The sequence below is a fragment of the Streptomyces sp. NPDC005004 genome (assembly GCF_053600675.1).
The window spans coordinates 292,543-308,878 of sequence record NZ_JBSGAH010000001.1 but is presented as its reverse complement, the minus strand read 5'-3'; the positions used below and the strand labels follow the sequence as shown (position 1 = coordinate 308,878).

Annotated in this window: 13 protein-coding genes; 8 read left to right on the top strand and 5 right to left on the bottom strand. The window is 73.1% G+C overall.

Annotation, left to right across the window (positions count from 1 at the left end; genetic code table 11):
• Positions 1-4: 4 nt before the first annotated feature.
• On the bottom strand, positions 5-517 hold the full coding sequence (locus ACWEEU_RS01390) for a GNAT family N-acetyltransferase (protein ID WP_451727247.1): 513 nt from the start codon (positions 515-517) through the stop codon (positions 5-7).
• Between the two features lie 48 nt (positions 518-565).
• Between ACWEEU_RS01390 and thpR the strand changes: the two genes are divergently transcribed.
• Entirely contained in the window at positions 566-1,138 is a 573-nt protein-coding gene (gene thpR, locus ACWEEU_RS01385; protein ID WP_385744614.1) for an RNA 2',3'-cyclic phosphodiesterase, read from the top strand.
• Between the two features lie 173 nt (positions 1,139-1,311).
• Here thpR and ACWEEU_RS01380 read toward each other — a convergent pair whose 3' ends face one another.
• Together ACWEEU_RS01380 and ACWEEU_RS01375 are read right to left on the bottom strand one after the other, a co-directional pair.
• Complete coding sequence (locus ACWEEU_RS01380; RefSeq protein WP_385744612.1) at positions 1,312-2,304, bottom strand: aldo/keto reductase; 993 nt, start codon at positions 2,302-2,304, stop codon at positions 1,312-1,314.
• 62 nt (positions 2,305-2,366) lie between these two features.
• Positions 2,367-3,050 carry a GDSL-type esterase/lipase family protein gene (locus tag ACWEEU_RS01375; RefSeq protein ID WP_451727242.1) on the bottom strand — a complete coding sequence of 228 codons (684 nt, stop codon included), beginning with the start codon at positions 3,048-3,050 and terminating at the stop codon, positions 2,367-2,369.
• A gap of 118 nt (positions 3,051-3,168) precedes the next feature.
• Between ACWEEU_RS01375 and ACWEEU_RS01370 the strand changes: the two genes are divergently transcribed.
• The gene (locus ACWEEU_RS01370) at positions 3,169-4,155 is read left to right on the top strand and encodes a WD40 repeat domain-containing protein (protein WP_451727239.1); all 987 of its coding nucleotides are present in this window, start codon (positions 3,169-3,171) and stop codon (positions 4,153-4,155) included.
• A gap of 78 nt (positions 4,156-4,233) precedes the next feature.
• On the opposite strand, the gene serC is transcribed toward ACWEEU_RS01370, so the two are convergent.
• Positions 4,234-5,352 carry a phosphoserine transaminase gene (serC, locus tag ACWEEU_RS01365; protein WP_385747394.1) on the bottom strand — a complete coding sequence of 373 codons (1,119 nt, stop codon included), beginning with the start codon at positions 5,350-5,352 and terminating at the stop codon, positions 4,234-4,236.
• Positions 5,353-5,577: 225 nt separating this feature from the next.
• On the opposite strand from serC, the gene ACWEEU_RS01360 reads away from it, so the two are divergent.
• The 3 genes from ACWEEU_RS01360 to ACWEEU_RS01350 all read left to right on the top strand — a co-directional run bounded on the left by ACWEEU_RS01360 (position 5,578) and on the right by ACWEEU_RS01350 (position 10,896).
• Positions 5,578-8,508, top strand: a complete 2,931-nt coding sequence (locus ACWEEU_RS01360) for an FAD-binding and (Fe-S)-binding domain-containing protein (RefSeq protein WP_451727236.1) — start codon at positions 5,578-5,580, stop codon at positions 8,506-8,508.
• 143 nt (positions 8,509-8,651) lie between these two features.
• Complete coding sequence (locus tag ACWEEU_RS01355) at positions 8,652-9,773, top strand: lipid II:glycine glycyltransferase FemX (RefSeq protein ID WP_451727233.1); 1,122 nt, start codon at positions 8,652-8,654, stop codon at positions 9,771-9,773.
• 178 nt (positions 9,774-9,951) lie between these two features.
• Positions 9,952-10,896: an EamA family transporter gene (locus tag ACWEEU_RS01350; RefSeq protein ID WP_385747388.1), complete on the top strand. Its 945-nt coding sequence runs from the start codon at positions 9,952-9,954 to the stop codon at positions 10,894-10,896.
• 31 nt (positions 10,897-10,927) lie between these two features.
• On the opposite strand, the gene ACWEEU_RS01345 is transcribed toward ACWEEU_RS01350, so the two are convergent.
• Positions 10,928-11,938, bottom strand: a complete 1,011-nt coding sequence (locus tag ACWEEU_RS01345) for a phosphotransferase (protein WP_451727229.1) — start codon at positions 11,936-11,938, stop codon at positions 10,928-10,930.
• Positions 11,939-12,035: 97 nt separating this feature from the next.
• Between ACWEEU_RS01345 and ACWEEU_RS01340 the strand changes: the two genes are divergently transcribed.
• The 3 genes from ACWEEU_RS01340 (at position 12,036) to ACWEEU_RS01330 (ending at position 16,331) form a co-directional block, all read left to right on the top strand.
• Positions 12,036-12,830, top strand: a complete 795-nt coding sequence (locus tag ACWEEU_RS01340) for a TIGR03084 family metal-binding protein (RefSeq protein WP_385747384.1) — start codon at positions 12,036-12,038, stop codon at positions 12,828-12,830.
• Positions 12,827-14,554 (top strand): acyclic terpene utilization AtuA family protein, encoded by a 1,728-nt coding sequence (locus ACWEEU_RS01335; RefSeq protein WP_451727225.1) that lies wholly within the window; start codon positions 12,827-12,829, stop codon positions 14,552-14,554. The genes ACWEEU_RS01340 and ACWEEU_RS01335 overlap by 4 nt, the downstream gene beginning before the upstream one ends.
• A gap of 178 nt (positions 14,555-14,732) precedes the next feature.
• Positions 14,733-16,331, top strand: coding sequence for an acyl-CoA carboxylase subunit beta (locus tag ACWEEU_RS01330; protein ID WP_385747382.1), 1,599 nt, complete (start codon positions 14,733-14,735; stop codon positions 16,329-16,331).
• Positions 16,332-16,336 lie beyond the last annotated feature (5 nt).

Sequence of the window (16,336 nt, the reverse complement as noted above, 5' to 3'; positions counted from 1 at the left end):
GGCCCTAGACCCGGCGGGTCAACACCAGCCCCGGCCACTCCTTCTCCCCGACGGTGAAGGACTCGGCCGGGGCGAAGCCGTTCTCCTCGTAGAAGGCGACCAGCTTGCCGTCGTCGCCCGCGTAGCAGTCGACGCGCAGCAGGCAGACCCCGGCGCGGCGGGTCTCCTCCACGGCGTGGGCGATGAGCGCGGCTCCGGCGCCGTGGCCCTTGAAGCGGCGGTCGGAGGTCAGGACCTGGAGGTAGCGCTCGGGCTCGTCGGCGGGGGCCACGTAGTGCGTGGGGGAGTCCGCCAGGACCATCGCGGCGGCCGCCTCGCCGTCCACCTCCGCGATCCAGAGCACGCCGTGCGCCACGCACTTCTCGATCTTCGCCACCGCCGCCGGGTCCTCGGACCACGGGCTGCTGCCCCACTGCCCGGTACGGCCCTGGGCGGCCAGCCAGGCCACCGCGCTGTCGAACATCCCGAGGACCAGCGGTACGTCCGCCGGGCCGCCCTCCCGCATCCTGATCGTCATGCCCTCATCATGCGGATGTCCTGCGGCCATGTCTGCCAAGGTGAGGACATGAGACTCTTCGCCGCCGTCCTGCCCCCGGAGGACGCCGCGGCCGAGCTGGCCGCCGAGGTCGCGCTGCTGCGGAAGCTGCCCGGCGCGGACGAACTGCGCTGGACCGGCCGCCCCGGCTGGCACTTCACCCTCGCCTTCTACGGCGAGGTCCCCGACGAACTCGTCCCCGCCCTCTCCGAGCGGCTGGCCCGGGCCGCCCACCGCACCGCGCCCTTCCCGCTCGCGCTCGCGGGCGGCGGCCGCTTCGGGGGCGGCAAGGCGCTGTGGACGGGCGCGCACGGCGACGTGACGGCCCTGCGCCTGCTGGCCGAGCGGGCGCGGTCGGCCGGGCGCAAGGCGGGCGTCGGCCACGAGGAGCACCGGCGTTACCAGCCCCACCTGACCCTCGCGCGGGGCCGGGGCACCGTGGACCTCCGCCCGTACACCGACGCCCTCGCGGACTTCGGCGGCCGCGCCTGGACCGTAGACGCGCTCACCCTGGTCCGCAGTAACCTGCCGACCTCCGGCGTGCCCGGCGAGCAGCCCCGGTACGAGGCGGTCGCCCGCTGGGTCCTGGGCGCCTCCGGTTAGGCTCGTTCCCGTGGACCCGAAAACCCGGAACCGGATCATGGCCGGTGCGCTCGTTCTCATGCTGGTGGTCGTCGCCGTGGCGGCCCTCCGCTAGCGGGGCCGCTCCGCGGTGTGTCCGGGAGCGGCCTCACTGTCGTGCCGACGGCGCTCTCGTGCCGCTACCGGGCCCGCCGCTACCAGGCGAACGCCTCCGGCGAGGGTCCCGGACCCGGGAAGATCTCGTCCAGGCCCGTCAGTACTTCCTCGCTCAGTTCCAGCTCCACCGCGCGCAGCGCGGACGCGAGCTGGTCCGCCGTGCGCGGTCCGACGATCGGACCGGTGACGCCGGGCCGCGTCAGCAGCCAGGCCAGCGCGACCTCGCCGGGCTCCAGGCCATGCTTGGCCAGCAGTTCCTCGTACGCCTCCAGGCGCGTGCGGACGGCAGCGTTCGCGAGCGCGTCGGCGGCGCGGCCCGAGGTGCGGCGGCCGCCCTCGGCCTCCTTGCGGATGATCCCGCCGAGCAGTCCGCCGTGCAGCGGCGACCAGGGGATGACACCGAGCCCGTACTCCTGGGCGGCCGGGATGACCTCCATCTCGGCGCGCCGCTCCTCCAGGTTGTACAGGCACTGCTCGCTGACCAGGCCGATGGTGTTGCCGCGCCGCAGCGCGGTCTCGTTCGCCTGGGCGATCTTGTAGCCGGGGAAGTTGGAGGAGCCCGCGTAGAGGATCTTGCCCTGGGTGACCAGGACGTCGATCGCCTGCCAGATCTCATCGAACGGCGTGTGCCGGTCGACGTGGTGGAACTGGTACAGGTCGATGTAGTCCGTCTTCAGCCGCTTCAGGCTGGCGTCCACCGCGCGGCGGATGTTCAGCGCGGAGAGCTTGTCGTAGTTGGGCCACACCTCGCCTTCCGCGCCCATGTTCCCGTAAACCTTGGTGGCCAGTACGACTTTCTCGCGCCGCTCGCCGCCCTTGGCGAACCAGTTGCCGATGATCTCCTCGGTACGGCCCTTGTTCTCACCCCAGCCGTACACGTTCGCCGTGTCGAAGAAATTGATCCCCGCGTCCAGCGCCGCGTCCATGATCGCGTGACTGTCCGCCTCGTCGGTCTGCGGCCCGAAGTTCATGGTCCCCAGCACCAGCCGGCTGACCTTCAGTCCCGTACGTCCAAGCTGCGTGTACCTCATGCCTCCCTAGCCAACGACTTGGAGTGCGCTCCAGGCAAGCGGGTGGGGTCAGCCGCGGTTGGTCAGACGGGTCCCGCCGCGTACGGCTTGCCCACCGCCCACGCCTCGTGCATCGCTCCCGCGAACGCCGCCGCGATCCGGTGCTCCCCGCTCGTGTTGGGATGCGTGCCGTCGTAGGTGTCGGTGTGGATGTCCCAGCCGCTCGGTGTGGAGGCCAGCAGCAGCGGCGCGCGGGGTCCGTCCAGGTCGGCGACCGTTTTGGCGAGGAGGGTGTTGAAGAGGGTGACCTGGTCGGCGAAGGGGGCGTCCTCGGCGGCGCGGACGTTGGGGATCACCGGGAGCAGGACCATACGGACGCGGGGGCGGGCCTCGCGGGCGGCGGTGACGAACGCCCGGACGTTGTCCGCCGTCTGGTCGGCGTTGGTGTAGAAGCCGAGGTCGATCAGGCCGAGGGAGACGAGGAGGACGTCGGCGCGGTGGGCGCGGACCGCGTCGCCGATCAGGGGGGCCATGTGGAGCCAGCCCTCGCCCCACCCGGCGAGGTGCGCGCGGGGGAAGTCGGGGTCGGCGTACTCGTAGGAGTCGGCGGACTGCGTGGCCTGGTCGTAGAGCGTCTCGCGGGGGCCGACGATCTGGAAGGGGCCGTCGTACGTCGTGCGCAGGTGCTGCCACATCCGGTACCGCCACGTGTGTTCGCCCGCGCTCCCGATCGTCATGGAGTCACCTACGGGCATGAACCTGAGCATTCGCTCATCATGGATGATCGCGGGGCCGGCCGGGGAATCGGGAGGGGTGTGAGGCCCGCCACGGGGAGGGCGGACGACTCGCCCGGTGAACCCCCGCGCGGAGTGGCACGCTTGGCTCATGCGCCGACCGTTCGCCCTGCTCGCCGGGGCCCTGCTCGCGGGGGCCTGCGCGCTGCCCGCGTCCGCCGCCGACGGGGACCAGGGGTTCACCATCAAGGACCCGAGGATCACCGAGTCCAGCGGCCTGGCCGCCTCCCGGCAGCACCCCGGGATCTACTGGACCCACAACGACAGCGACGACGGCCCGTATCTGTACGCCGTCGACAGCGCGACCGGCAAGACCGTCGCCACGGTGACCCTGCGCGGCATCGGCTCCCCGCGCGACGTCGAGGCCATCTCCATGGGCCCCGGCAACCAGCTCTACGTCGGCGACATCGGCGACAACTTCCACGGCCGCTGGCCCTACGTGTGGATCTACCGTCTGCCCGAGCCGAAGACGCTCAAGGACCAGACGATCACGGCGACGCAGTACGTGGTCAAGTACTCCGACGGCCCGCGGGACGCCGAGTCGCTCGTCGTGGACCCGAAGACGGGGCGCGCGTACATCATCGACAAGAACGAGGACGGCGGTCATCTCTACGAGGGCCCCGCCCGGTTGTCCTCCTCGGGCACGAACATCTTCCGCCCGGTCGCCACGGTCGACCTGTGGGCCACCGACGCCGCCCTCTCGCCCAACGGCCGGCAACTCGCCGTACGCGGCTACCTCGGCGGCATCTACTACGACTGGAACGGCGGCAGGATCAAACGGAAGGGGCAGCTCGACGTGCCCCTCCAGGGCCAGGGGGAATCCGTCTCCTACTCCGTCGACGGCACGAAGCTGCTCTACGGCAGCGAGGGCGCGGAGAGTTCGGCGCGCGCCCTGGACGCGCCGAAGGGCTCTACGGACGCCTCCTCGTCCAAGTCGCCGTCTCAAGGCGGGGGTTCGGCCTCCGGCGGCGGGTCCGGTTCCGGCGGGAACGTGGGGATGGGCGCCGTCGTCGTGGCCCTCGGCGCGGCCGCGCTGTTCGGGGTGCGGCGGATGCGGCGCAAGGGAGACGGCGCGTAGAAGCGCGCCGGAGGCGTGCGTACGGCAGGGGGCGCCCGGTGTGACACCGGGCGCCCCCTGCCGTCGTTCAACCGGCGGTCAGAGCCGCTCGATCACGTAGTCCACGCACTTCGTGAGCGCCTCGACGTCCGCCGGGTCGATGGCCGGGAACATCGCGACCCGGAGCTGGTTGCGGCCGAGCTTGCGGTACGGCTCGGTGTCCACGATGCCGTTGGCGCGCAGCGCCTTGGCGACGGCGGCCGCGTCGATCTCGTCCGAGAAGTCGATCGTGCCGATGACCTGCGAGCGCTTGCCCGGGTCGGTGACGAACGGGGTGGCGTACTTGGACTCCTCCGCCCAGGTGTACAGCCGGGTCGAGGAGTCCTTGGTGCGGCCGGTCGCGAAGTCCAGACCGCCCTGGCCGTTCAGCCACTCGAGCTGCTCGTTGAGCAGGAAGAGGGTGGCGAGCGCCGGGGTGTTGTACGTCTGGTTCTTGCGGGAGTTGTCGATCGCCGTGGGGAGCGAGAAGAACTCCGGGATGTGGCGCCCGGAGGCGTGCACGCGCTCGGCGCGCTCGATCGCGGCCGGGGAGAAGACACCGATCCACAGGCCGCCGTCGGAGGCGAAGGACTTCTGCGGGGCGAAGTAGTAGACGTCCGTCTGCGCGATGTCGACCGGCAGGCCGCCCGCGCCGGAGGTGGCGTCCACCAGGACGAGTGAACCCTCGTCGGCACCGGCCACGCGCTCGATCGGCATGGCGACACCGGTGGAGGTCTCGTTGTGCGTGAAGGCGTACACGTCCACGCCCGCCTCGGCCCGCGCCTCCGGGTGGGTGCCGGGGTCGGAGGCGATGACGGTCGGCTCGGCCAGCCAGGGCGCGAGCTTGGCGGCCTTGGCGAACTTGGAGGAGAACTCGCCGAAGTTCAGGTGCTGCGACTTGTTCTCGATCAGTCCGTGGGTGGCGATGTCCCAGAACGCGGTGGAGCCGCCGTTGCCGAGGACGACCTCGTAGCCCTCGGGGAGGGAGAACAGGGAGCTGATGCCTTCGCGGACCTGGCCCACCAGGTTCTTGACCGGGGCCTGGCGGTGGGAGGTGCCCAGCAGGGAGCTGCCGGTGGCGGCGAGCGCCGCCAGCGCCTCCGTCCGCACCTTGGAGGGGCCCGCGCCGAAGCGTCCGTCGGCGGGCTTGATGTCAGCGGGGATCTCGATGTCGGCCACGAGTCGGAGCGTATCCGGTGGGCGAAACGGTACGAAGCCCTGTCCGTCGGATGAGACGAGATCTCCGGTTCGTGGACTTGTGGGCTCGTACGACGATCTCAGGAATGGGGAAGGGCTGTGGACAACTTCCGATGCCTGTGAGTGATCGGATGCATGCTGGAGCCACGACGGGTCGGCCGGACCACGACTGGTCCACGGGACCACGAGCGATCTACGGGGGACGGGATGAACTTCGAGGAAGGGCTGGAAGCGGAGCTGCGGCGGGCCGTGCGGGGCGAGGTCGGCTTCGGGGTCACCGACCGCGCCCTCGTGACGATGGACGCGTCCAACTACCGCCGCGTCCCGCTGGGCGTGGTGGCGCCCCGGGACACGGACGACGTGGCGGCGGTGCTGGAGGTGTGCCGGGCGCACGAGGTGCCGGTCGTGGCGCGCGGCGGGGGCACGTCCATCGCCGGGCAGGCCACGGGCACGGGCGTGGTCCTCGACTTCTCCCGGCACATGAACGCCGTGCTGGACCTGGACGCTGGCGCGGGAACGGCCGTGGTCCAGCCCGGCCTGGTCCTCGACCGCCTCCAGGAGGCCGCCGCCCCGCACGGCCTGCGCTTCGGCCCCGATCCGTCCACGCACGGCCGCTGCACTCTCGGCGGGATGATCGGCAACAACTCCTGCGGCTCCCACTCGGTGGCCTGGGGCACGACGGCCGACAGCGTGCGCGAGCTGTCCGTGCTCACCGCGCGCGGCGACCGGCTGCGCCTGGGCCGGAACTGGGCCGGGGCGCCGCCCGGACTGCGCGAACTGGCCGAGGGCGAACTCGCCCGTCTGCGCACCGGCTTCCCGGACCTGCCGCGCCGCATCTCCGGGTACGCCCTGGACGCCCTGCTGCCCGAGAACGGCGCCGACGTCGCCCGCTCCTTCTGCGGCTCCGAGGGCACCCTGGGCATCCTCACCGAGGCGGTCGTGGGTCTGGTCCCGGAACCGCCCGCACGTGCCCTGGCCGTGCTGGGCTACGCCGACGAGAGCGCCGCCGCCGAGGCCGCCCCCGGGCTGCTGCCCCTCGCCCCGCTCACCGTGGAGGGCATGGCCGCCGACCTGATCCGCGCGCCGGCCGGGCTGCCGAAGGGCGGTGCCTGGCTGTTCGTGGAGACGGGCGGGGACACGCCCGGGGACGCACGCGCGCGGGCCGAGGCCGTGGTCCACGCGGCCGACGCGGTGGACGCGCGGGTGGTCACCGACCCGGCCGAACGGCGCACGCTGTGGCGGCTGCGCGAGGACGCGGCCGGCACAGCGACCCGGATGCCGGACGGCACGGAGGCGTGGCCCGGCTGGGAGGACTGCGCGGTGCCGCCCGCCCGGCTCGGCGTCTACCTGCGCGACTTCCGCGCCCTGCTCGCCTCCCACGACCTGCGCGGCACCCCGTACGGCCATTTCGGGGACGGCTGCGTCCACGTCCGCATCGACTTCGACCTGCTCACCGAGGCGGGCGTCGGCCGCTTCCGCCGCTTCTCCGAGGACCTGGCCGACCTGGTCGTCGCCCACGGTGGTTCGCTGTCCGGGGAGCACGGCGACGGACAGGCACGCGCGGAGCTGCTGTCCCGCATGTACGGCGCGGAGACGGTCGGGCTGTTCGAGCGGGCCAAGGCGGTCTGGGACCCCGAGGACCTGCTCAACCCCGGGATACTGGTCCGCCCGGCGCCGCTGGACGCCAACCTGCGCTTCGCCGTCCTGCCGCGCCGCCCGGTGGAGGTGACCTTCGGCTATCCGGCCGACGCCGGCGACTTCCGCGCCGCCGTCCGCCGCTGCGTCGGCGTCGCCAAGTGCCGTACGACAAGCGCGTCCGGGTCCGCCGTGATGTGCCCCTCCTTCCGGGCCACGGGCGAGGAGGCGCACTCCACGCGAGGGAGAGCCCGGCTGCTGCACGAGATGCTCGCGGGCGAGCTGATCACCGACGGCTGGCGCTCCACCGAGGTCAGGGACGCGCTCGACCTGTGCCTGTCCTGCAAGGGCTGCCGCTCGGACTGCCCGGTCGGCGTCGACGTGGCCACCTACAAGGCCGAGTTCCTGCACCACCACTACGCCGGACGCCTCCGCCCCGCCGCGCACTACAGCATGGGCTCGCTCCCGGTCTGGCTGCGCTGGATCGCCCGCACCCGCACCGCGCCCCTGGTCAACGCGCTCGCCTCGGTGCGCCCACTGGCCCGGGCGGCGCGATGGGCGGCGGGGATCGCGGCCGAGCGGGAGGTTCCCCGGGTGGCGGAGCGGACGTTCGGGCAGTGGTGGCGGGGGCGGGCGAGTCCTCGCGACCCGGGCGCCCTGGACGGCGGCGCGTTCGCGGGCCGTGCGGCCCCGGGCGGCACCGGGGACCTCGTGGTCCTGTGGCCGGACACCTTCACCGAGCATCTGTCCCCGTCCGTCGGCCGGGCGGCGGTGCGGGTGCTGGAGGCGGCCGGGCTGCGGGTCGCCCTGCCGCCCACGCTGCGGCTGCGGGGACGCCCGGTCGGGGACGGCCACTCACGCGCGGCGACCGCGCTGCTCCGGGCGCGCCGCGAGCGGGTCTGCTGTGGGCTCACCTACCTCTCCACCGGCCGCCTCGACGCCGCCCGCGCGGTACTGCGCCGCACCCTGGAGCTGATGGAACCGGTGCTGGAGGCGGACGCCCCGGTCGTCGTCCTGGAACCGAGCTGCGCGGCGGCGCTCCGCTCCGACCTGCCCGAGCTGCTGCCCGAGGACCCGCGCGCGGCCCGGCTCGCCGCCTCCGTCCTCACCTTCGCGGAGGCGCTGGAGCGGCACGCGCCCCTGTGGAAGCCGCCCGCCGTGGACCGCCCGGTGGCCGGCCAGACCCACTGCCACCAGCACGCGGTGCTCGGCGACACCGCCGACCGCGGACTGCGCGCGTCGGCTGGGCTGACCGGGGACCTCAGCGGCGGCTGCTGCGGACTGGCGGGCAACTTCGGTTTCGAGAAAGGACACTTCGAGGTCTCCCGCGCCTGCGCGGAGGACCAGCTCCTGCCGGCGGTCCGGCGGGCACCTCCGGACGCCGTGATCCTCGCCGACGGCTACTCCTGCCGCACCCAACTGGCCCAACTGGCCGGCGTCCGCGGGCGCCACCTCGCGGAGGTGCTCGCGGACGCGCTGGACCGGGCGGAAGGAGGGCCGTGAGCGGGAGGAACGGCCGGAGGGGTGCCCTCACGGCGGCGCGCTCGGGGGCGTGCGGGTCCGGGGTGCGGGGCGGTCGGTGCCGGGGCCGGGGGCGGAGCGCGCTCGTAGGGTGAGCGCACAGCGACCGTGAAGGAGTCCCGCGCATGACTCTCACCCTGCGTCCCGTCACCCGAGCCGAGCATCTGTCCTTCGTCGCGTCCCTCCCCTCGGCCAGCCACATGCAGATGCCGTCCTGGGGCGAGGTGAAGCCGGACTGGACGGCGGAGAGCCTCGGCTGGTTCGCCGAGGACGGACGCCTGGTCGGGGTCGGTCTGGTGCTGCTGCGGCCGCTGCCCAAGGTCAGGCGGTATCTGGCCTACCTCCCCGAGGGTCCGGTCATCGACTGGCACGCCCCGGACCTGGAGCGCTGGCTCGCCCCGCTGCTGACCTACCTGAAGTCGCGTGGCGCCTTCACGGTGAAGATGGGACCGCCCGTGGTCGCCCGGCGCTGGAGCCCGGAGGCGGTCAAGGCCGCCATCGCGGACCCGGCCGCGCACCGGCTGTGCGACGCCGAGCCCACCTCGGAGGACCCCCGCGCCCGCGAACTGGCCGACCGGCTGCGCCGCATGGGCTGGCGGCAGGCCGAGCCGGGCGCCGAGGAGGGGTTCGCGGCGGGCCAGCCCCGGTACGTGTGCCAGGTCCCGCTCACCGGGCGCTCCCTGGACGACCTCCACCGCGGTCTCAACCAGCAGTGGCGGCGCAACATCAAGAAGGCCGAGAAGGCGGGCGTCAAGGTCGTGCGCGGCGGCCACGAGGACCTGCCGGCCTTCCACGAGCTGTACACCGAGACCGCCGGGCGCGACCGGTTCGTGCCGCGCCCGCTGCCGTACTTCCAGCGCATGTGGACCGCGCTCACCGCCGAGGACCCCGACCGGATGCGGCTGTACCTCGCGCACCACGACGGGGAGGTGCTGGCGGCGGCGACGATGCTGACCGTCGGGGGCCACGTCTGGTACTCCTACGGCGCCTCCACTTCCCGCAGGCGCGAGGTCCAGCCCAGCAACGCCCTGCAGTGGCGCATGATGACCGACGCCCACGAGAGCGGCGCGCACGTCTACGACTTCCGGGGCATCGGCGACACCGTGGAGGAGTCCGATCACCTCCTCGGCCTGCTGCGCTTCAAGGTGGGCGCGGGCGGCGAGGCGGTGGAGTACGTCGGCGAGTGGGACTTCCCGCTGAACCGGCTGCTGCACAAAGCGCTGGAGACGTATCTGCGCCGCCGCTGAAACCGCTGGTCGCAGGGGTGGGACCAGGGATGGGCGCCGGGTCGCTTCTCAGCATCCGGGACGGTCGGTCGTACAGCCGTGAAATCGCTTCACACACCTGACGGCGGTCCATTACCGTGGACCAGGCAGTACACCATGATGCACAAGATCCGTTCCGAGCCCGACCTCAGGACCGCCCGTGACTCCCGTCAGCACCTCCAGCACGACCACTCCGGCAACCGGCGCGCGGCCGTCGCCGCCGGACGGGCCGGGCGGGTTCGGCTCGCTCGGACCGGTGGGCCTGGTGCTGGCCGGCGGGATCTCGGTCCAGTTCGGCGGCGCGCTCGCGGTGACGCTGATGCCCCGCACGGGCGCGCTCGGCGTGGTCCTGCTGCGGCTGCTCGCGGCGGCCGTGGTGATGCTCGTGGTCTGCCGCCCCAAGCTGCGCGGCCACTCCCGCGCCGACTGGACCACGGTGATCGTCTTCGGTATCACCATGGGCGGGATGAACGGGCTGTTCTACCAGGCGGTCGCGCGTATTCCGCTCGGTCCCGCCGTCACCCTCGAAGTGCTGGGCCCGCTGGCCCTCTCCGTCCTCGCCTCCCGCCGCGCCGTCAACGTGCTGTGGGCCGGGCTCGCCCTCGGCGGTGTCTTCCTGCTGGGCGGGGGCAGCTTCGACACGCTCGACCCCATCGGTATGGCCTTCGCCCTGGGCGCGGGCGCCATGTGGGCGGCCTACATCGTGTTCAGTGCCCGTACGGGCCGCCGCTTTCCGCAGGCCGACGGGCTGGCCCTCGCCATGGCGGTGGCCGCGCTGCTCTTCCTCCCGCTGGGTATCGCCGGTGCGGGCACCCGGCTGCTGAACCCGACCACCATCGCCCTCGGCTCGGCGGTCGCCCTGCTCTCCTCGGTGCTGCCCTACACCCTCGAACTCCTCGCCCTGCGCCGCCTGCCCGCCCCCACCTTCGCCATCCTGATGAGCCTCGAACCGGCTCTCGCGGCCACGGCGGGCTTCCTCGTCCTCGACCAGACGCTGTCCGCCATGCAGGCGGCGGCCATCGCCCTGGTCATCGCGGCGAGCATCGGCGCGGTCCGCACCCAGACGCGCCGCACCTCGGTCCCCACGCGAGCGCCGGAAGCCTGAGCCGAAGCCCGAGCGCGGTCCGGCTCGCCGGTCACTCCAGGGTGGCCAGGGCCGCCCGCGCGTTGTGAGCCGCGATGCCGAGCATGGCCTCGCGGTCGGGGAAGTCGCCGTCGAGGAGGCGCAGGGGGCCCGCGACCAGGGAGAGACGCCGGGCGAGGGCGTAGAGCGCGAGCCGGCCGGGGTCCAGGTCCGGGCGGGCGAGGCGGTCGTGGTGGGCGCCGAAGCGGAGGCGCAGGAAGGCGTGCTCCCACTCCACGTCGAAGTGGAGCAGGCCCTCGATGTCGATGAGGACGGGGTGCCCGTCGGAGTCGAGGAGGACGTGGTCGGGGCCGAGTTCGCCGTGGACGAGGCCGTAGGCCGCGCGGGGGCGGACGCGGGCGCGCAGGTCGTGCAGGCGGGTGGCGAGGCGGTCGTGCGCCGCGTGGATCGTGGTGTCGCGGGAGGCGGCCTCGGTGAGGTCGCGCAGGGCGCGGTCGAGGACGAGCTGTTCGGCGGGGGTGCGGTCGGGATCGACGTCGGAGGGGTGTGGGTTGCCCACACGGCCGTAGTGCGGGGCCTGGGCGTGTCGCATGTGGTCGAGGGCGCGGGCGAGTTCGGCCAGGGGAGCGGCGGCGCGGGCGGGGTCCTCGGTCAGCAGCGACTCCAGGGTGCCGCCGGGGAGGTCCTCGACGACGGCGAGGTCGGCGGTGGGGGAGTCGGTCGTGCCGGAACCGGCTCCTCCCGGGTCGGTCGTGTGGAGCAGCTCCGGGGTGCGGACGCCCGCCTCCTGGAGGGCGCGGTGTGCGGCCAGGTAGGGGGCGAGACCGGTGGCGGGGGTGAGGGGGTCCGTCGGGGATTCACCGCCGTTGTGCGGCCAGAAGTCCTCGTCCGGTGCCCACCGGTAGACGATCACGGCGGCGGGTCCGGTCCCGGCGAGGCGTATCCGGTACACGCCCTTCTTGCTGCCGCCGCGCAGTCGCTCGACGCCGGTGATCTCGGCGGGTACGCCCAGTGCCGTACGCAGGAGTGCCGGCAGGTCGACGGTCGTCGTCAGTTCGCGCATCGGGCGAAGGTACCGGGCGGCGGGGGCGGGGAGGTGGCCGATTTTTATCATGCAAGCACGCTTGATTGTTTCTGGGGTCGCTGCCATGCTCCCCTCCATGGCCGACCCGACGCCCGTCATTGACGACTTGCGTGCCGAGAGTGATGAACTCGATCTACTGGTGGGGGAGTTGAGCGCGGAACAGTGGGCGTTGCCCACCCCCGCCCCCGGCTGGACCGTGGCTCATCAGATCGCGCACCTTGCCTGGACCGACCGGTCCGCGGTGATCGCGGTGACCGATCCCGACGGTTTCCGGGTGCTGGTGGAGAAGGCGTTCGCCGCGCCCGGTTCCTTCGTGGACGAGGGCGCGGAGGAGGGGGCGCGGCTCGCGCCCGCCGAGCTGCTGGCGGGGTGGCGCGCGGACCGGGCCGCGCTGGAGCGGGCACTGCGGGAGACGCCGGCCGGGGCACGGTTCCCCTGGTACGGACCCCACATGTCCGCCGCCTCTATGGCAACGGCCCGGATCATGGAGACCTGGGCCCATGGGCTGGACGTCGCGGCCGCTCTGGGTGTGGTGCGGCCACCTACGGACCGGCTCCGGCATGTGGCCCGGCTCGGGGTGCGGACGCGGGACTTCGCCTACGGGGTCCACGGGCTGACGCCGCCGGAAGAGGAGTTCCGGGTGGAACTCGTGAGCCCGTCCGGCGAGCTGTGGTCCTACGGCCCGCCCGACGCCCCGCAACGCGTCACCGGCCCCGCCCTCGACTTCTGCCTGCTGGTCACCCAGCGCGCCCACCGTGCCGACCTGGCGCTGGCCGCCGAGGGGCCGGACGCCGACCGCTGGCTGGACATCGCCCAGGCCTTCGCGGGCCCTCCGGGACCGGGGCGCGCACCGGGGAAGGCGGGCCGGTGACTGCGCCCGAGGCGAGCCCGGCCGCCGAGGCCGCGCCCCAGCCCGTCGCGCCCCTGCGCGTCGGCAACTTCTCCGGCTTCTACGGCGACCGCGCCGACGCCCTGCGCGAGATGCTCACCGGCGGCGAGGTGGACGTCCTCACCGGTGACTACCTCGCCGAACTCACCATGCTGATCCTCGCCCGCGACCGCCTGAAGGACCCGAACGCCGGGTACGCCCGCACGTTCCTGCGCCAGTTGGAGGACTGTCTCGGACTCGCGCACGAGCGCGGGGTGCGGATCGTCACCAACGCGGGCGGGCTCAATCCGGCGGGACTCGCGGACGCGGTGCGGGGTTTGGCGCACCGGCTGGGGATACCCGTGCGTGTCGCACATGTGGAGGGGGACGACCTCACCGCCGCCCACCCCGGTGTGCTCGCCGCACATGCCTACCTCGGCGGCTTCGGCATCGCGGAGTGTCTGCGCGCGGGAGCCGACGTCGTGATCACCGGTCGGGTGACCGACGCCGCCCTCGTCACCGGGCCCGCCGCCGCGCACTTCGGCTGGGCGCCGGGGGACTACGACCGGCTCGCCGGGGCTGTGGTCGCGGGACATGTGCTGGAGTGCGGGACGCAGGCGACGGGCGGGAACTACGCGTTCTTCGGGGACGGCGACGTACGCCGTCCCGGCTTTCCGCTGGCCGAGATCCACGCCGACGGCAGCAGCGTCATCACCAAACACCCCGGCACCGGCGGCTTCGTGGACACCGGGACGGTCACCGCGCAGCTGCTGTACGAGACGGGGGGCGCGCGATACGCGGGCCCCGACGTCACCGCCCGGCTGGACACCGTGCGGCTCCACCGGGACGGCCCCGACCGGGTGCGGATCACCGGCGTACGGGGAGAGGCGCCCCCGCCCACGCTCAAGGTCGGACTCAACCGGCTCGGCGGGTTCCGCAACGAGGTCGCCTTCGTCCTGACCGGGCTCGACATCGAGGCCAAGGCGGAGCTGGTGCGCGAGCAGATGAGCGACGCGCTGGCCAAGGCGCCTCCGGCGGAGACCGCTTGGGAACTCGTACGCACCGACCGGCCCGATGCCGGCACCGAGGAGACGGCTGCGGCCCTGCTGCGGCTCGTCGTACGGGACAGCGACCCCCAGGTCGTGGGTCGCGCCCTGAGCGGGGCCGCGATCGAGCTGGCCCTCGCCAGTTACCCCGGCTTCCATGTGCTGGCACCACCCGGAAAGGGCGATCCCTATGGGGTCTTCGAGGGTGTGCACGTGCCCCATGGTGCCGTCGACCACACGGCAGTACTCCACGACGGTCGCCGCATCCAGGTGGCACCACCCCAGGACACGCGCGACCTCGACGACGTACCGGACCCGGCCCTCCCCGAGCCCCTCCCGTCAGGCGGTCCCACCCGCCGCGCCCCCCTCGGACTGCTCGCCGGGGCCCGCAGCGGCGACAAGGGCGGGGACGCCAACGTCGGGGTGTGGGCGCGTACCGACGACGCCTGGCGCTGGCTCGCGCACGAGCTGACCGTCGACCGGTTCCGCGAGCTCATCCCCGAGGCCCGCGACCTCCCCGTCACCCGGCACGTACTGCCCTGGCTGCGCGCCCTCAACTTCGTCGTCACCGGCGTCCTCGGCGCCGGAGTGGCCGCCCGCCACCGCTTCGACCCCCAGGCGAAGGCCCTCGGCGAATGGCTCCGCGCCCGCCATGTGGACATCCCGGAGGGGCTGTGGTGAGGGCCGGGGCGATCCGGGATACCGCCCGCCCCTCGGCCGGCACCGCCACCGGCCCCGCCCGCCCCTTAGCCGGCACGGTCACCCGTCCCGCGCCCACCACGACCCCGGCCCCCGCCGCCCCCGCGTCCGTCCCGGAGACGCCGCCGCCCCCCACCCCCCGTCCCCCGGAGGCCCGCTCATGACCGTCCTCCCCACCTCCCTCGACCCCACCGCCCCCGACTTCCAGGCCAACCGTGAGGTCATGCTCGGCAAGCTGGCCGAGCTGGAGGCCGAACACGGGAAGGCGCTCGCGGGTGGCGGGGAGAAATATGTGGCCCGGCACCGTAAGCGCGGGAAGTTGCTCGCGCGGGAGCGGATCGAGTTGCTGCTCGATCCCGACACACCGTTCCTGGAGCTGTCACCGCTGGCCGGCTGGGGCAGTGAGTACACCGTCGGGGCGTCGCTCGTCACCGGGATCGGTGTGGTGGAGGGCGTGGAGTGCCTGATCACCGCCAACGACCCGACCGTGCGGGGCGGTGCCAGCAACCCCTGGAGTCTGAAGAAGGCGCTGCGGGCGAATGAGATCGCCCGCGTCAACCGGCTGCCCTGCATCAGCCTGGTCGAGTCCGGCGGCGCCGATCTGCCGTCGCAGAAGGAGATCTTCATCCCCGGCGGGGCGATCTTCCGGGATCTCACCCGGCTGTCGGCCGAGGGCATCCCGACCGTCGCCGTCGTCTTCGGGAACTCCACGGCGGGCGGCGCGTACATCCCCGGGATGTCGGACCACGTGATCATGGTCAAGGAGCGGGCGAAGGTGTTCCTCGGCGGTCCGCCCCTGGTGAAGATGGCGACCGGGGAGGAGAGCGACGACGAGTCGCTGGGCGGCGCCGAGATGCACGCCCGCACCTCTGGCCTCGCCGACCACTTCGCGGTGGACGAGCGGGACGCGATCCGCCAGGCCCGCCGGGTGGTCGCGCGGCTCAACCACCGCAAGGCGCACGGCGATCCGGGCCCCGCCGAGCCGCCGAAGTACGACCCCGAGGAGCTGCTCGGGATCGTGCCCGGCGATCTGCGCACCCCCTTCGACCCGCGCGAGGTGATCGCCCGCATCACCGACGCGTCCGACTTCGACGAGTTCAAGCCGCTGTACGGCACGAGCCTGGTCACCGGCTGGGCCGAGCTGCACGGCTACCCGGTCGGCATCCTGGCCAACGCGCGCGGGGTGCTGTTCAGCGAGGAGTCGCAGAAGGCCGCCCAGTTCATCCAGCTCGCCAACCAGCGCGACGTCCCGCTGCTGTTCCTGCACAACACCACCGGCTACATGGTCGGCAAGGAGTACGAACAGGGCGGGATCATCAAGCACGGCGCCATGATGATCAACGCGGTCTCCAACTCGAAGGTGCCCCACCTCTCCGTGCTCATGGGCGCGTCCTACGGCGCCGGGCACTACGGCATGTGCGGTCGCGCCTACGACCCCCGCTTCCTGTTCGCCTGGCCCGGCGCCAAGTCCGCCGTCATGGGACCCCAGCAGCTCGCCGGGGTGCTGTCGATCGTGGCCCGGCAGTCGGCGGCGGCCAAGGGACGGCCGTACGACGAGGAGGCGGACGCCGCGCTGCGCGCCATGGTGGAGCAGCAGATCGAGTCCGAGTCGCTGCCCATGTTCCTGTCCGGACGCCTCTACGACGACGGCGTCATCGATCCCCGCGACACCCGAACCGTCCTCGGCATATGTCTGTCCGCCATACACACCGCCCCGTATCAGGGCGCCCGTGGCGGCTTCGGCGTCTTCCGGATGTGAGGCCC

What these genes read in the sequence shown, in the direction of transcription:
- ACWEEU_RS01390 (WP_451727247.1), bottom strand. Translation starts at nt 517, where the DNA reads ATGACGATCAGGATGCGGGAGGGCGGCCCGGCGGACGTACCGCTGGTC.
- thpR (WP_385744614.1), top strand. Translation starts at nt 566, where the DNA reads ATGAGACTCTTCGCCGCCGTCCTGCCCCCGGAGGACGCCGCGGCCGAG.
- ACWEEU_RS01380 (WP_385744612.1), bottom strand. Translation starts at nt 2,304, where the DNA reads ATGAGGTACACGCAGCTTGGACGTACGGGACTGAAGGTCAGCCGGCTG.
- ACWEEU_RS01375 (WP_451727242.1), bottom strand. Translation starts at nt 3,050, where the DNA reads ATGCTCAGGTTCATGCCCGTAGGTGACTCCATGACGATCGGGAGCGCG.
- ACWEEU_RS01370 (WP_451727239.1), top strand. Translation starts at nt 3,169, where the DNA reads ATGCGCCGACCGTTCGCCCTGCTCGCCGGGGCCCTGCTCGCGGGGGCC.
- ACWEEU_RS01360 (WP_451727236.1), top strand. Translation starts at nt 5,578, where the DNA reads ATGAACTTCGAGGAAGGGCTGGAAGCGGAGCTGCGGCGGGCCGTGCGG.
- ACWEEU_RS01355 (WP_451727233.1), top strand. Translation starts at nt 8,652, where the DNA reads ATGACTCTCACCCTGCGTCCCGTCACCCGAGCCGAGCATCTGTCCTTC.
- ACWEEU_RS01345 (WP_451727229.1), bottom strand. Translation starts at nt 11,938, where the DNA reads ATGCGCGAACTGACGACGACCGTCGACCTGCCGGCACTCCTGCGTACG.
- ACWEEU_RS01340 (WP_385747384.1), top strand. Translation starts at nt 12,036, where the DNA reads ATGGCCGACCCGACGCCCGTCATTGACGACTTGCGTGCCGAGAGTGAT.
- ACWEEU_RS01330 (WP_385747382.1), top strand. Translation starts at nt 14,733, where the DNA reads ATGACCGTCCTCCCCACCTCCCTCGACCCCACCGCCCCCGACTTCCAG.